Source organism: Mycobacterium sp. BMJ-28 (genome assembly GCF_054404835.1).
This window is the reverse complement of the sequence record NZ_CM136783.1, coordinates 1,977,498-1,992,010: the sequence shown is the minus strand read 5'-3', so window position 1 is coordinate 1,992,010 and position 14,513 is coordinate 1,977,498. Positions and strand designations below refer to the sequence as shown.

13 protein-coding genes are annotated in these 14,513 nt (G+C 66.2%); 5 read left to right on the top strand and 8 right to left on the bottom strand.

Features of this window, described 5'->3' with window-relative positions:
• Window positions 1–231: 231 nt before the first annotated feature.
• The 5 genes from mobA to ACXPWS_RS09860 all read right to left on the bottom strand — a co-directional run bounded on the left by mobA (window position 232) and on the right by ACXPWS_RS09860 (window position 6,109).
• Window positions 232–801, bottom strand: coding sequence for a molybdenum cofactor guanylyltransferase (gene mobA / locus ACXPWS_RS09880; RefSeq protein WP_458712267.1), 570 nt, complete (start codon window positions 799–801; stop codon window positions 232–234).
• Window positions 802–820: 19 nt separating this feature from the next.
• The gene (locus tag ACXPWS_RS09875) at window positions 821–1,900 is read right to left on the bottom strand and encodes a 2-oxoacid:ferredoxin oxidoreductase subunit beta (RefSeq protein WP_458712266.1); all 1,080 of its coding nucleotides are present in this window, start codon (window positions 1,898–1,900) and stop codon (window positions 821–823) included.
• Entirely contained in the window at window positions 1,897–3,828 is a 1,932-nt protein-coding gene (locus ACXPWS_RS09870) for a 2-oxoacid:acceptor oxidoreductase subunit alpha (protein WP_458712265.1), read from the bottom strand. Before ACXPWS_RS09870 ends, ACXPWS_RS09875 begins: the two co-directional genes overlap by 4 nt.
• Window positions 3,829–4,151: 323 nt before the next feature.
• Window positions 4,152–5,000, bottom strand: a complete 849-nt coding sequence (locus tag ACXPWS_RS09865) for a PfkB family carbohydrate kinase (RefSeq protein WP_458712264.1) — start codon at window positions 4,998–5,000, stop codon at window positions 4,152–4,154.
• Window positions 5,001–5,107: 107 nt separating this feature from the next.
• Window positions 5,108–6,109: a LacI family DNA-binding transcriptional regulator gene (locus tag ACXPWS_RS09860; RefSeq protein WP_458712263.1), complete on the bottom strand. Its 1,002-nt coding sequence runs from the start codon at window positions 6,107–6,109 to the stop codon at window positions 5,108–5,110.
• Window positions 6,110–6,187: 78 nt separating this feature from the next.
• Between ACXPWS_RS09860 and ACXPWS_RS09855 the strand changes: the two genes are divergently transcribed.
• The 5 genes from ACXPWS_RS09855 to ACXPWS_RS09835 all read left to right on the top strand — a co-directional run bounded on the left by ACXPWS_RS09855 (window position 6,188) and on the right by ACXPWS_RS09835 (window position 11,414).
• Window positions 6,188–7,351, top strand: coding sequence for a phytanoyl-CoA dioxygenase family protein (locus tag ACXPWS_RS09855; protein WP_458712262.1), 1,164 nt, complete (start codon window positions 6,188–6,190; stop codon window positions 7,349–7,351).
• Entirely contained in the window at window positions 7,348–8,355 is a 1,008-nt protein-coding gene (locus ACXPWS_RS09850; protein WP_458712261.1) for a Gfo/Idh/MocA family protein, read from the top strand. Before ACXPWS_RS09855 ends, ACXPWS_RS09850 begins: the two co-directional genes overlap by 4 nt.
• Complete coding sequence (locus ACXPWS_RS09845; RefSeq protein ID WP_458712260.1) at window positions 8,352–9,218, top strand: sugar phosphate isomerase/epimerase family protein; 867 nt, start codon at window positions 8,352–8,354, stop codon at window positions 9,216–9,218. Before ACXPWS_RS09850 ends, ACXPWS_RS09845 begins: the two co-directional genes overlap by 4 nt.
• Complete coding sequence (locus ACXPWS_RS09840) at window positions 9,215–10,204, top strand: Gfo/Idh/MocA family protein (protein ID WP_458712259.1); 990 nt, start codon at window positions 9,215–9,217, stop codon at window positions 10,202–10,204. Before ACXPWS_RS09845 ends, ACXPWS_RS09840 begins: the two co-directional genes overlap by 4 nt.
• Window positions 10,205–10,382: 178 nt before the next feature.
• The gene (locus ACXPWS_RS09835) at window positions 10,383–11,414 is read left to right on the top strand and encodes an alpha/beta fold hydrolase (protein WP_458712258.1); all 1,032 of its coding nucleotides are present in this window, start codon (window positions 10,383–10,385) and stop codon (window positions 11,412–11,414) included.
• A 57-nt stretch (window positions 11,415–11,471) separates the two neighbouring features.
• On the opposite strand, the gene ACXPWS_RS09830 is transcribed toward ACXPWS_RS09835, so the two are convergent.
• The 3 genes from ACXPWS_RS09830 to ACXPWS_RS09820 are packed head-to-tail and all read right to left on the bottom strand — an operon-like array spanning window position 11,472 to window position 14,339.
• Complete coding sequence (locus ACXPWS_RS09830) at window positions 11,472–12,290, bottom strand: ATP-binding cassette domain-containing protein (RefSeq protein ID WP_458712257.1); 819 nt, start codon at window positions 12,288–12,290, stop codon at window positions 11,472–11,474.
• Between the two features lie 4 nt (window positions 12,291–12,294).
• Window positions 12,295–13,353, bottom strand: a complete 1,059-nt coding sequence (locus tag ACXPWS_RS09825; RefSeq protein ID WP_458712256.1) for an ABC transporter permease — start codon at window positions 13,351–13,353, stop codon at window positions 12,295–12,297.
• Window positions 13,353–14,339: a sugar ABC transporter substrate-binding protein gene (locus ACXPWS_RS09820; protein ID WP_458712255.1), complete on the bottom strand. Its 987-nt coding sequence runs from the start codon at window positions 14,337–14,339 to the stop codon at window positions 13,353–13,355. Before ACXPWS_RS09820 ends, ACXPWS_RS09825 begins: the two co-directional genes overlap by 1 nt.
• Between the last annotated feature and the right edge of the window lie 174 nt (window positions 14,340–14,513).

Genomic DNA, 14,513 nt, shown 5'->3' with positions numbered 1-14,513 from the left:
CGGCTGCCATAGCGATCCAGGTGACGAGAGAGTGCGCTGTGGCACAACATCTTTGAGCCCCCAGGCGGAGACCGGCGCAAAACAACCCCGACAAACGGTGTCGAGGTCGAACATTTTCCGGCTCGTTATCGGGCCGAGATAATGGCCAATTAAGTCGCACCTGTTCAAATGCGGCGTCGCAAGCGTATGAATTCGCAATTTGCTGACCGCGTCCGCCCGTATTGCAGGCACTCAGGGCAGGTCCTCAGCGGTGTTGACGTTGGTCAGCGCTCGTTGCTCGTTCAGCACGACGCGGTGCGTGTCCACCCCGGCGGTGCCGTCAACCAGGGCCCGCATGCTGCGCTCCCCCGCCGCGACCAGTTGCGCCGCGGTGTCGGCCAGTCGGGTTCGGTACAGCCCCGCCAGGTAGTGGTCCCGGCCGTCCCACGGCAGCACCACGTCGGCGCCCGAAGGCTCGGCGAGCAGGATGTCGATCAGCTCGGCCGAAAGGTAGGGCATGTCGACGGCGCAGACGAACGCCCGTTCCACCCCGGCTTCCGCGGCGGCGCGCAAACCCCGCATGGTGGCCAGCAGCGGGCCGACACCCCGCACGTCGTCCCGGAGGATCTCGGCCGGCACCGGCGGCAGGCCCTGACCAGGCGCGGCGATGACGAACACCGGCGTACACCGCTGCGCCACCGTCGCCACCACCCGCTCCACCAGCGTCTGGCCGTCGAACACCAGTGTCGCCTTATCGCGGCCCATCCGGCGGGAAGCCCCGCCGGCCAACACGACTGCTGCCAGTGGCGGAGGTGACGTCACCTACCTGACGTTAGAGGAACTAGGCGACGGACCAGGTGTCTTTGCCGCGAAGCAACGCCTGCAGCGCTGCCGTGTCGCCGGGCTTGGCTGCCCGGGCATCGGCCACCTGCTGGCGTGCGGCGTCGTCGTAGGTCGGCTTGCTGACCTGACGGAAGATGCCGGTCACCATGTGCTCGAGGTTCTGCTGGCTCAACCGCGACAGCGCGAAGGCGTAGGCGGGGTCGTCGATGTTGGCATCGTGCACCACGATCTGGTCGGCGGCGACGTCGGCGGTCTTGGCGACCTCCAGGCCGTACCCGGACTTGACCACGCAGTACTGCGCGTCGGTGCCGAATGTGATCGGCTGTCCGTGGCTGAGGTTGATCAGCCGGTCCTGGGCACCCTCTTTGCGCAGGGCATCGAAGGAACCGTCGTTGAAGATCGGGCAGTCCTGCATGATCTCGACGAGCGCGGCACCACGGTGGGCGGCCGCTGCGCGCAGCACCTCGGTCAGACCGGCCCGGTCGGAGTCCAGGGCCCGGCCGACGAAGGTCGCCTCGGCACCCAGGGCCAGTGACACCGGGTTGAACGGGTAGTCCACCGACCCCATCGGGGTCGACTTGGTGACCTTGCCGACCTCGGAGGTCGGCGAGTACTGCCCCTTGGTCAGACCGTAGATCCGGTTGTTGAACAACAGGATCGTGATGTTGATGTTGCGTCGCAGCGCGTGGATCAGGTGGTTGCCACCGATCGACAGCGAGTCACCGTCACCGGTCACCACCCATACCGACAGGTCGGGACGGGCCAACGCAAGGCCGGTGGCGATGGTCGGCGCGCGACCGTGGATGGAGTGGAAACCGTAGGTCTCCAGGTAATACGGGAACCGGCTGGAGCAGCCGATTCCGCTGATGAACGCGATGTTCTCGCGGCGCAACCCCAGCTCGGGCAGGAAGTTACGGATGGTGTTGAGGATGACGTAGTCACCGCAGCCGGGGCACCAGCGGACCTCCTGGTCGCTGGTGAAGTCCTTGCCCTTCTGCGGCTGGTCCGTCGTCGGCACCAGGGCCGTCTTGCTGAGGGACTCGGTCAGGCCGAGGTCGGCTCCGATAAGGTCCGTCATGCGTTAGCTCCCACACCCGTATCCACGGTGGCAGCTGCCAACCGCGCAAACTTTGCCTTGTCAGTTTCCTTGTCGCGCAACGTTCCGTCCAGCGCCGCGCCGATGATGCCCTCGACCTCCTCGGCCAGGAACGCCATCCCCTCGACCTTGGTCACCGACTGCACGTCGACCAGGTACTTGCCGCGCAGCAGCAGGGCGAGCTGCCCGAGGTTCATCTCCGGCACCACCACGTTGGGATAGCGCCGCAGCACCTCTTCGAGGTTGGCCGGGAAGGGGTTGAGGTAGCGCAGCTGGGCGTGTGCCACCTTGATGCCGTTGCGCCGCGCACGCCGGCACGCCTCACCGATCGGGCCGTAGCTGCTGCCCCAGCCGAGCAGCAGGAGCTCGGCGTCACCGGTCGGATCGTCGACCTCCAGGTCGGGCACCGTGATGCCGTCGATCTTGGCCTGCCGCAACCGCACCATGAGGTCGTGGTTCTTCGGCTCGTAGGAGATGTTGCCCGAACCGTTGGCCGATTCCAGGCCACCGATCCGGTGCTCCAGACCGGGCGTACCGGGGATCGCGAACTGGCGGGCCAGCGTCTCGGGGTCCCGGGCGTACGGCTGGAAGGGCTTGCCGGCCTCGGCGAAGGTGTGCTCGATCGCCGGGTAGGTGCTGATGTCGGGGATACGCCACGGTTCCGACCCGTTGGCGATCGCGCCGTCGGACAGAATGATCACCGGCGTGTGGTAGGTGATCGCGATGCGGACGGCCTCCACCGCGATGTCGAAGCAGTCCGACGGTGACGCCGGCGCCAACACCGCGACGGGCGATTCGCCGTTACGGCCGTACAGCGCCTGCAGAAGGTCGGCCTGCTCGGTCTTGGTGGGCAGGCCGGTGGACGGGCCGCCGCGCTGCACGTCGATGACCAGCAGCGGGAGCTCGGTCATCACGGCCAGGCCGATGGCCTCCGACTTGAGCGAGACGCCGGGGCCCGAGGTGCTGGTCACGCCGAGGGCGCCGCCGTAGGACGCACCGATGGCCGCGCCGATGCCGGCGATCTCGTCCTCGGCCTGGAAGGTGAGCACGTTGAAGTGCTTGTACTTGGACAGCTCGTGCAGGATGTCCGACGCCGGGGTGATCGGATAGGTCCCGAGCACCACCTGGATATCGCCGAGTTGCCCGGCCGCCACGACGCCGTAGGCGAGCGCGGTGTTACCCGAGATCTGCCGGTATTCGCCGGACTTGAGCTTGGCCGGGCCCACCTCGTAGGTGACGGCGAAGGCCTCGGTGGTCTCGCCGTAGTTCCAGCCCGCCTTGAGTGCCAGGACGTTGGCCTCGGCGATCTCGGGCTTGCGGGCGAACTTCTCTCGGATGAAGGACTCGCTGGCCTCCAACTCGCGCCCGTACATCCACGACAGCAGGCCGAGGGCGAACATGTTCTTGGCGCGCTGGCCGTCCTTCTTGGTGGCGCCGATGACCTCGACGGCACCCAGGGTCAAGGTGGTCATGGCGACGGACTGCACGACGTAGTCGGACAGCTCGTCGGACTCCAGCGGATTGCTGTCGTAACCGACCTTGGCCAAGTTGCGCTTGGTGAACTCGTCGGAGTTGGCGATGATCAGGCCGCCGCGCGGAAGGTCGCCGACGTTGGCCTTGAGCGCCGCGGGGTTCATCGCGACGAGCACATCGGGACGATCGCCCGCGGTCAGGATGTCGTAATCGGCGATCTGGATCTGGAACGACGACACACCGGGCAGGGTGCCCTGTGGTGCGCGGATCTCGGCCGGGTAATTGGGCTGTGTGGCAAGGTCATTGCCGAACAGCGCCGCCTCCGTGGTGAACCGGTCACCGGTGAGCTGCATGCCGTCGCCGGAGTCGCCCGCAAAGCGGATGACGACTTTTTCCAGCTTCTGCCGCGGGGCGGCTCCATTGCCGTTCTGTCCCACGACTCCCTGCCTTTCACGACCCCTCAACTCGTACCGTTTCCAGGAGGGGCGTTGCATCGAAGATTTTTGGTGTCACTGCCGGTAACCATTATTGCACTTCTCTTAGGGTGGCTTTCGCCACACGAACCGGCAACACGCGGGTTACTTGCCGGAAAACATGCTGTTCAATGACGTGTTCAACAACGTCGATCCGCGGGTTTGTGGTGTTCATCACGTTTTGGAGAATGTCATTCTCTAAGAACCAGGCTACCCGCCGGTAGCTGACTGCTAGCACCAGCGCGCTGAACTTGACACCCGTCAACTCTACCAGGCGCGATGTCCGGTCAGACTCGGTCCGGCGAACCGATCTCGACGCGCTTCTGCAATTCCCGGGCCACCAATGCGCTGGCCAGTTCGGCGGCCCGAGCGGGGTCGGCGCCGTCGGCACGATTGGCCACGTAGCAGGAGGTGAACATGTCTCCGGCACCCGTGGTCTGCACGCCCATCACCCGCCAGGCTGCCGGTACTCGGACCACGGTTCCGTCCGTATAGATGTCGCAGCCCTCGGAGCCGTAGGTCACCACGATCTCGGGCACGCCGAGCGATGCGGCGGCCGCGGCGTCGAAATCACCGTCGGCCACGATGACGGCCTCGTCCTCGGCCAGCTTCAGCACGTCGAGGTGGCGGAGCAGCTCGGGCGAGAAGTTCCGGTCCAGGGTCAGCGGCCCGAGCCCGTCGGCGCGCACCAGGCCCTGACCGTCGTAGGCGATGCGGTGCCCACGCGCGGCCAGATGTGCCAGCGTGCTCGCGGGGAAGTCGGTGCGCATCAGCGGCGCCAGGTGGATCCAGGTGGTGCGCGGGTCATCGGTGTCGATATCGGCGGCCGTCCACACCGGGCCGATGGCATCGACCGACATCCGGCGGTGGTCGGTGTCGTCGTAATCGAGGCGGAAGCCACTGGTGCGGTCGGACGGCAGGAACCGCACGATGGAGCCGAAGCGGTCGAGCACTCCGTCGAACAGCTCGTGATCCTCGGGGGCGCCCATCCCCACGATGTGGGCCAGCACGTCGACGGCCTCCAAGGCCACCCCTGCGAACGAGGCGCAACCGCCCGGGCTGGGCGGGGCACCGTCGATGATGTCGATCGCCAGGTTGCCCAGCACGGTCACGCCCGGGACCAACTTTGACGTCATCGAACGGATCTCCTCATGTCTTAACTTTTCGCGAAATCGTAGTCGTGCTTCCTGCCGAAACAGATTCCGCGCCCCCGTACTGCTCGGTTCGCCGGCCCGGCAGCGGCTCACAAAGGCAGGTTGTAGGGGGTGACGACCTGGATCGGCGTCGGACGCACCGGTTCGGCGGGCAGGGCGCCGTGCCGGGCCAGGATCACCCGCATGGCCAACCGCGCATCGGCCCGTAGGTCATTGTGCAGCACCACCGAGATCCGGCCGTCCCGCAGCAGCCGCCGGTTGTCGGCATCGAGGTCATGGGCGACGAACACCCTGCATGGCCGGCCGAGTTTCTCGAAAGCGGTGACGGTGGCCACGTTGCCCCCACCGGGCGAATACACCGCTTCGACATGCGGGTGGCGTTCCAGCGCGTCGAGCACCAGCCGTTCGTTGGTGGCGTCGATACCGTCACTGTCACTGACCTCGACGACGTCGCGGCCGGTGCCACGCAATCCGGCACGGAAGCCCACCTCCCGTTCGCCCTCGCCGCGAAACACCGTGCGGCTCAACGTGATCAACACACCCGACGGCGAGGAATCCAGCCATTGGCCCATCAGGTAGGCCGCGGTCACGCCGGCACCGTGATTGTCGATCCCGACGTAGGCGCACCGCGCACTGGTGGGCACGTCCGTGGTGTAGGTCACCACCGGAACCCCGGCGGCGACCAGCCCGTCGACCGCCTCCGCCACCTCCGGTTCGTCCTGCGCCTTGAGAATCACCCCGTGGCTGCCCTTGATGCGGGCGAGTTCCTCGACCATCTGCGCTGTGGAGCCCGATTCCCAGAGATGGAACCGGGCCCGCAACATCGCCGGGGCAAAGGCGGGCAACTCCGCCTCGACGGCCGCGCGAAAGGCATCGGAGAACCGCTCGGGGGTCTGCATCACCACGTCGATCAGGTATCGGCGGCCGTTGAGCCGTAGCTGCGCGCGCTGCTTGTCCAGATCGGCGATCGCCTGCATGACCTCGGCGCGGGTGCTCTCCCGAACCCCGGAGCGGTCGTTGAGCACGCGGTCGACGGTCGCCTCGCTCAGCCCGCATTGCTGGGCGATCTCGCGAACCTTGTAGCGGTGCATGCCGGCCCGTCATTCTGAGGGGTTTTTGATGGATTTCTGCCGTTGATTATGGCACAGCACACAGCAAGACTGACGGGCATGGCTGCACCAGTGACCAGATCGGCGTCCGCGTGGATCACCGAATCCGACTGCGCACTGCACGATTTCCAGGCTCAGGTGTTGCGCGAAACCGACCCCGGCGACTATCCACACGCGATCGACGTCCGGCGCAACGTACTCATCTACGCCGCGGACGCCATCGCCGGCGCGGACCGCCGGGCGCTGCAGACCGAACTGATCGACGCATTGACCGACGGGCCCGGCGTGGTGGTGTTCGAGGGTGCCTTCGACCATGACGTGCTGGACCGCGCGAGCGCCGCTTTCGCGGATATCATCGCCGCACAGCGCGCGGCGGGAGGTGCGGCCGGTGACCACTTCGGCACGGCCGGGTCCAACGACCGCATCTGGAATGCCGCCCAGAAGCTGGCGCTGTACGCACCCGATGTCTTCGCGCAGTACTACAGCGCAGACGCGCTGGCGCTGGTATCGCAGGCCTGGCTGGGACCCCGCTACCAGGTCACCTCGCAGGTCAACGTCGTCAATCCCGGTGGCGCGGCGCAGGTTCCGCATCGGGACTATCACCTCGGGTTCGTCGACACCGAGCAGCTGACCGACTACCCGGCACATCTGCACCGGCTGTCACCGGCCCTGACGCTGCAGGGCGCCGTGGCTCACTGCGATATGCCGGTACCCAGCGGCCCGACCATGTTGCTGCCGTATTCGCAGCGATTCGAGGCCGGCTATATCGCCTTCTACCGGCCGGAGTTCATCGATTTCTTCGCCGCCCATCAGGTGCAGTTGCCGCTGCGCAAGGGCGACGCGGTGTTCTTCAACCCGGCGCTGTATCACGGTGCGGGCAGCAACGTCTCGGCCGATATCAGCCGGATGGCCAATCTGCTGCAGATCTCGTCACCGTTCGGCCGGGCGATGGAATCCCTGGATCGCACCGCCATGGTGAGGGCGGTGTATCCGGCGCTGCTGGCGATGAAGCGGGCCGGCCACCCCGACCGTGAACTGGCCAACGCGGTCAACGCCACCGCGGAGGGCTACGCCTTCCCCACCAACCTGGACAGCGATCAACCCCTCGGCAGCCTCGCGCCGCCCAGTCAGGTCGACGCCGTGCTGGCCGCGCTGGCCGGCAACCTGAGCCCACAGGACCTCGACATCATCCTCGATCAGCAGCAAGAACGGAGAATTCCATGACCACCCTCGGCGTGATCGGACTGGGCCGAATCGGCGCATTCCATACCGAAACACTTTCTGCCCTAGACGGTTTGGACGGATTAGTAATCACTGACGAACGCACCGACGTGGCCGCCGCGGTGGCCGCCAAGCACGGGGCCAGGGCCGTCGACACCGTCGAGGAGCTGTTGTCCTCGGGCGTGGACGGCGTGGTGGTCGCCGCCGCCACGCCGGCGCACGCCGAGCTGACGCTGGCCGCCGTCGAGCGCGGCATTCCGACCTTCTGCGAAAAGCCGATCGCCTCCACCGCGGTGGAGAGCGCCCGGGTCGCCGAGATCATCGCGCGTTCCGGGGTGCCGGTCCAGGTCGGTTATCAGCGCCGGTTCGACGCCGCCTTCGCCGCCGCCAAGCGGGCCGTCGACGACGGGTCACTGGGCCTGCTGCACACCGTGCGCAGCACCACGATGGATCCCGCTCCCCCGCCGCTGGACTACATCAAAGGATCGGGCGGCATCTTCCGCGACTGCGCCGTCCACGATTTCGACATCATCCGCTGGATCACCGGCCAGAACGCCGTCGAGGTGTATGCAACCGGATCGGTCCAGGGTGACCCACTGTTCGCCGACTACGGCGATGTGGACACCGCTGCGGTGGTGGTTCGTTTCGACGGGGGCGCGCTCGGCGTGATCTCCAACGCCCGGTACAACGCGCGTGGCTACGACTGCCGTCTGGAGGTGCACGGGTTCGACGACAGCGTGGCCGCCGGCTGGGATCAGGGTGCGCCGTTGCGGAATGTCGACCCCGACAACAGTTTCCCGACGGGGCCGGCCCACAACTTCTTCATGGACCGATTCACCGAAGCGTTCCGCACCGAGCTGGCCGGCTTCCTCCAGGTGGCCAAGGGCGGACCGGTGGTGGGCGCCACGGTCGAGGACGCCGTCGAGGTGGCCTGGCTGGCTGAGGCCGCCACCGAATCCCTGCGCCGGGGTGCCCCGGTGCGCATCGAGGAGGTCCGCAACGCATGACCATCAAAATTGCGGGTGCCCCGATCTCCTGGGGTGTGTGTGAGGTACCGGGCTGGGGCTACCAACTCGACCGCGAGCGCGTGCTCACCGAGATGCGCGACACCGGACTGACCGCCACCGAACTCGGGCCGGACGGTTTCCTGCCCACCGACACCGCCGCACTGCAGTCGGTGCTGGCCGGGCACGGGTTGGCCTGCGTGGGCGGATTCGTACCGGTGGTCCTGCACGAGGCCGGTCACGATCCCGCCGACGACCTTGCCGGACCCCTGGACTCACTGGTGGCCGCAGGCGCCGGAGTGGTGGTGCTGGCCGCGGCCACCGGTGCGCAGGGGTATGACTCCCGGCCGGTGCTCGACGAAAACCAATGGGCGGCACTGCTGTCCAACCTGGACCGACTGGCCGCGATCGTCGCTGCGCGCGGCCTGCTCGCGGTGCTGCACCCACACGTCGGCACCATGGTCGAGACACGCGACGATGTGGACCGGGTGCTGGCCGGGTCGTCCATCGCGCTGTGCCTTGACACCGGCCACCTGCTGATCGGCGGCACGGATCCGCTCGAGCTGGCCAAGGCCGTGCCGGACCGCATTGCGCACACTCATCTCAAGGATGTCGACGCCGCGCTGGCCGCCAAGGTGCAGTCCGGTGAACTGAGCTACACCGATGCCGTCAAGGCCGGCATGTACACACCCCTGGGAACCGGTGACATAGATATCGAAGCCATCGTCCGCTTATTGTGCGACAACGGTTTCGACGGCTGGTTCGTGATGGAACAGGACACCATCCTGGACGGCGCACCGGCCGGCGACGGTCCCGTCGCCGATGTGCGGGCCAGCGTCGCGTACCTACGCAGCCTCACGGCGTGACGCTGCGCATCGGGGTACTCGGTGCGTCGCGGATCGCCGAGTCGGCGATCGTCGGGCCGGCGGCCGAACTCGGCCACCGGCTCGTCGCGGTCGCCGCCCGGGACCGCGCCCGCGCCGAGACTTTCGCGGACAAGTACGGGGTGGAGCGCGTCGTCGGGTCCTACCAGGATGTCATCGACGACGCCGAGGTCGACGTCATCTACAACCCACTGGCCAACTCGCTTCATGCCCCGTGGAATATGGCTGCCATCGCCGCGGGCAAGCCGGTGCTCAGCGAGAAACCTTTCGCCCGTGACCGGATCGAGGCGGTCCGGGTCGCGCAGGCGGCCCAAGCGGCCGGGGTCACCGTGCTCGAAGGTTTCCACTACGCGTTCCACCCGGTGACGCGGTGCGCTGTCGGGCTGGCCGCCGATGGCACCCTCGGGGAAATCACCGGCGTCGAGGTACGGATGGCCATGCCCGCACCCGGTCCGGACGACCCGCGCTGGTCGCTGGAACTGGCCGGTGGCGCCCTGATGGACCTGGGCTGCTACGGCCTGCACATCATGCGTGCGCTGGGCGCCCTGGACGTACCGGGTCTGCAGGGCCAACCGTCGGTGCTGCGGGCGCGTGCCGCCGAACGCTCCCCTGGCGTCGACTCCTGGTGCGATGTGGAGCTGGGGTTCCCCGGCGGTGCCACCGGACTGTCGACGAATTCCATGGTGGCCGAAGACTATTCGTTCACGCTGCGGATCGACGGCACCGACGGCTCGGCGCTGGTGCACGACTTCATCCGGCCCGGCAAGGACGACCGGTTGACACTGACCACACCCACCGGCACCACCGTCGAGCATTTCGGCACCACGGCGTCCTACACCTACCAGCTGGAGGCATTCGCCGCGCACGTCGAGCACGGGGCGCCGCTGCCATTCGGCGTCGACGATGCGGTGGCCAATATGGCACTGGTGGACTCGGCCTACCGGGCCGCAGGATTGCCCACCCGCTGAACGCCGGCCCGACCGATCCGACCGTCTGCGGTTGACGCAACCCGGTTTGCGTGTATGTTCCATTTGGAAACATTCATCCGGTCTGGACCACCGACGGTGCAGCATGATGCGCCGCTTGACATTGCGCCGCAATGATACTCGGCCCTGTGCCAGCCCGGGAGACGTGGAAGGATCTGTTTTGCCCGCACCCACGGATGCCGAGTACTACGCACTCGGCGACTTCACCCTGCAGAGTGGCCTCACGTTGCGCAACGCAACGCTTGCCTACCGGACCTACGGCACGCTCAACGCCGAGAAGTCCAATGTGATCGTCTACCCCACTTGGTATTCCGGATGGCACACCGACAACGAATGGCTGATCGGCACCGACAAGACGCTCAACCCCGACGAGTGGTTCATCATTGTGCCCAACATGCTGGGCAACGGGCTGTCGTCATCGCCGTCGAACACCCCGGCGCCATATGACCGGGCCCGCTTTCCCGACGTGACCTTCTACGACCAGGTGCAGGCCCAGCACAAACTCGTCACCGAGAAGTTCGGGATATCGACCATCGCGCTGGTCACCGGATGGTCGATGGGCGCGGGGCAGACCTATCAGTGGGCGGTCAGCCATCCCGAGATGGTGCAGCGGGCGGCACCGTTCTGCGGGTCGAGCATCACCGCGCCGCACAACAAGGTGTTTCTGGAATCGTTGATCGCCGCCCTCACCGCCGATGCCGCATGGGCCGACGGTGACTACGCTGCCGACCGGCTGCCGGTCAAGGGACTTCGGGCATTCGCCCGGGTCTACTCGGGGTGGGGTTACTCGCAGGCGTTCTATTGGCAGGAGACGTGGCGCGAGCTCGGCTTCACATCCTTCGACGACTTTCTCTACGGCTTCTGGGAGAACTTCTTCCGTGACGGCCGCGACCCCAACAACCTCATCGCCATGCTGCGCACCTGGCACAGCGGAAATGTCGGCAACACACCGGGTTTCGACGGTGACGTGCAGAAGGCGCTGGCGTCGATCCGGTGCCCGCTGCTGGCGATGCCCGCCGAGAAGGACCTCTACTTCCCGCCCGAGGACGAGCAGTGGGCCAGCCAGTTCATCCCGCACGGCGAGGTGCGGGTGATCCCCGGCGTCTGGGGCCACTTCGCCGGCGGCGGAGTGAACCCGGTGGACACCGCCTTCATCGACGCCGGCCTCCGGGAACTGCTGTCCACGTCGTGAATGGCAAGACCCCGCCGACCTGTACGGCCGACGGGGTCTTGGGTTCTCGGTGCCGTCCTAGCGACGGCTCAATTCATGGCTGAGTGCCTCGAGCTCATTGCCGCCGGCCATCTCCTGGGTGAGGTGTTCCAGCGTGATCTCGTCGTACGTGCAGTCCAGCTTCTGCCTGCCCCGGTTGAGCAGCACGAAGTGATCGCCCACCATGTGCGCGTGGTGCGGGTTGTGGGTGATGAAGATGACCCCGAAACCCTGCTCCTTGGCCGCGGTGATGTAACGCAGCACCATGCCGGACTGTTTGACACCCAGTGCCGCAGTGGGCTCGTCGAGAATCAACACCCGCGCGCCGAAGAAGATGGCGCGGGCAATCGCCACACATTGGCGCTGACCACCCGACAGTGATCCGATCGGCGCGTCCACGTCGGGCAGGTCGATGCCCATCTTGTGCAACTCGGCGATGGTCGTCGCCCGCATCGCGGAGATGTCGAGTGACTTGAGGATGCCCTTCTTGCGCAACTCGTTGCCCAGGAAGAAGTTGCGCCATACCGGCATCAACGCGACCACGGCCAGATCCTGGTACACCGTCGCGATCCCGGCCTTCAGCGAATCCTTCGGCGAGTCGAACGTCGTCGGCTTGCCGTCGATCAGCAGTTCACCTTCGGTGGGCTTGTGCAGCCCGGCGATGATCTTGATCAGCGTGGACTTGCCCGCGCCGTTGTCACCGAGCACCCCGGTCACCTCGCCGGCGCCCACCCGCAGGTTGATGTCCTTGAGCGCGATGATGTTTCCGTAGCTCTTGCCGACGTGCTTGAGCTCGACCAGTGGCGTCTCGCCGCCCGACGGAACCTCGGCAATCGGAGTTTGCGCTGCTGTGGTCATGTGCCTACCTCTTCGCTGCGTAGTTGCGGACGACGTTGTTGGCGATCACCGCGAACAGCAGCATGGCGCCCAGGAAAAACTTGAACCAGTCCGGGTTCCAGCCCGCGTAGACGATGCCCTGGTTCGTCATGCCGAAGATGAACGCACCGATCAGGGTGCCGATCGCCGTGCCGTAACCACCGGTGAGCAGGCAGCCACCGACCACCGCGGCGATGATGTAGAAGAACTCGTTGCCGATACCCTGGCCGGACTGCACGGTGTTGAACGCGAACAACAGGTGCATGCCGACGAACCAGGCGCAGAAGCTGACGACCATGAACAGGCCGATCTTGACCTTGGTCACCGGCACGCCGACCGCTCGGGCGCTGTCCTGGTTACCGCCGACCGCGAAGATCCAGTTACCCACCCGGGTCTTGAACAGCACGTAAGTGGCGATGGCCGCGAACAGAATCCACCACAGCACGGTGACGCGCACCGACACCCCGAGGATGTTGAAAGTCGAGGCGAAGACGGCCTTGCCGGAATCGAAACCCTGCATATCCGACACGCTGGCGGTGGCGACCTGGCCGGAGAGCAGTTTCGTCACGGCGAGGTTGATACCGGTGAGCATGAAGAAGGAGCTCAACGTGATGAGGAAGGACGGGATCTTCGTCTTCATCACCATGTAGCCGTTGAAGAATCCGACCGCCAGCGCGATGGCCAGCGCCAGAACCGCTCCCACCCAGAGGTTCAGGTGCAGGTTGTAGGACAGCATCGACGCGGCCAGCGACGAGGTGGTGACCGCCACGCCCGAGGACAGGTCGAATTCGCCACCGATCATCAGCACGCCCACGCCGACGGCCATGATGCCGATCGTCGAGCTGGCGTACAGGATGGTGGCCATCGCCTCCGGGGTGCGGAACGGCGGAGCCACCACGAAGAACAGCACGAAGATGCCGACCGCCCCGACGAACGCGCCCACTTCGGGACGGATCAGCAAGCGCTGCAACCGGTTCTGCTCTTTGACCCGTTCATCGCGGACGACGGTGTGGGTCTCCAGGTCGAGATCTGCCTGAGTGCTCACTAGCGAGTCCCCGCTTTCGCATACTCGGCCACCGCGTCGATGTTCGTCTTGTCGATGAACGACGGTCCGGTCAGCGTCGGCTGGCCGCCGCCGAGCACGTTGCCGTTGTTGATGTAGAGCCACAGCGAGTCGACCGCGAGGTAGCCCTGCAGGAAGGGCTGCTGATCGACTGCCCACTGGACATCACCGGACTTGATGGCGTCCACCAGTGCGGCATTGGTGTCGAAGGTGGCGACCTTGGCCTTGCTCGCGGCGTTCTTCACCGATTGCACGGCGGTCATCGCGAAGGGCGCACCGAGGGTCAGGATGTGGTCGACGCTGGGGTCCTGCTGCAGTTTGGCGGTGATGGTCGATTCGACCGAAGGCATGTCCTTGCCGTTGACATTGAGCACCTCGGTGGCCGGGAAGGTGTTCTTCACACCCGCACAGCGTGATTCGAGTCCGACGTGACCTTGTTCCTGGATGACGCAGATGGCCTTCTTGGCGCCGTCGGCCGCCAACCGCTTGCCCGCACCCTGGCCGGCGATGTACTCGTCCTGCCCGAAGAATTCCTTGACGCCCATGGACTGCCAGGCGTCGGCCCCGGCGTTGAAGGCCACCACGGGGATACCCTTGGCGGTCGCGGCCTCGATGGCGCCCTTCATCGCGTCGGGTTTGGCCAGCGTGACCGCGATCCCCTGCACGCCGCTGTCGACGGCGGTCTGCACGAGGTTGGCCTGGTTGGGCGCTTCCGGGTCATTGGAGTAGCGCAGCTCGATGTTGTCCTTCTTGGCGGCCGTCTCGGCGCCCTTGCGGACCAGGTCCCAGAACGAGTCGCCGGGCACCTCGTGGGTGATCATCGCGATCGTCGCGCGGGGGGTGTCGGCCGTTCCTGCACCCATACCGCCGCCGTTGCTGTCGGGCTTGCCACCGGTGCTGGAACAGGCACTGGCACCCAGGACGAGCACGCCCGCCCCGGCCACCGCCATCAGCCGACTGAACCTCATTGTTTCTCCTCGCTATCGACCTCACCGGGCGCTCGTCCAACCTGAGAGTCCAGTGGCGAGCGGCACGGCCTCGGTGTCGATGTAATACCGCTCACATCTGAAAGTCAAGACTTTGTTCTGACATTAGGACCGCATATCAAATCCTCCTCCACACGGCAGCAAACCCGCGGCGGC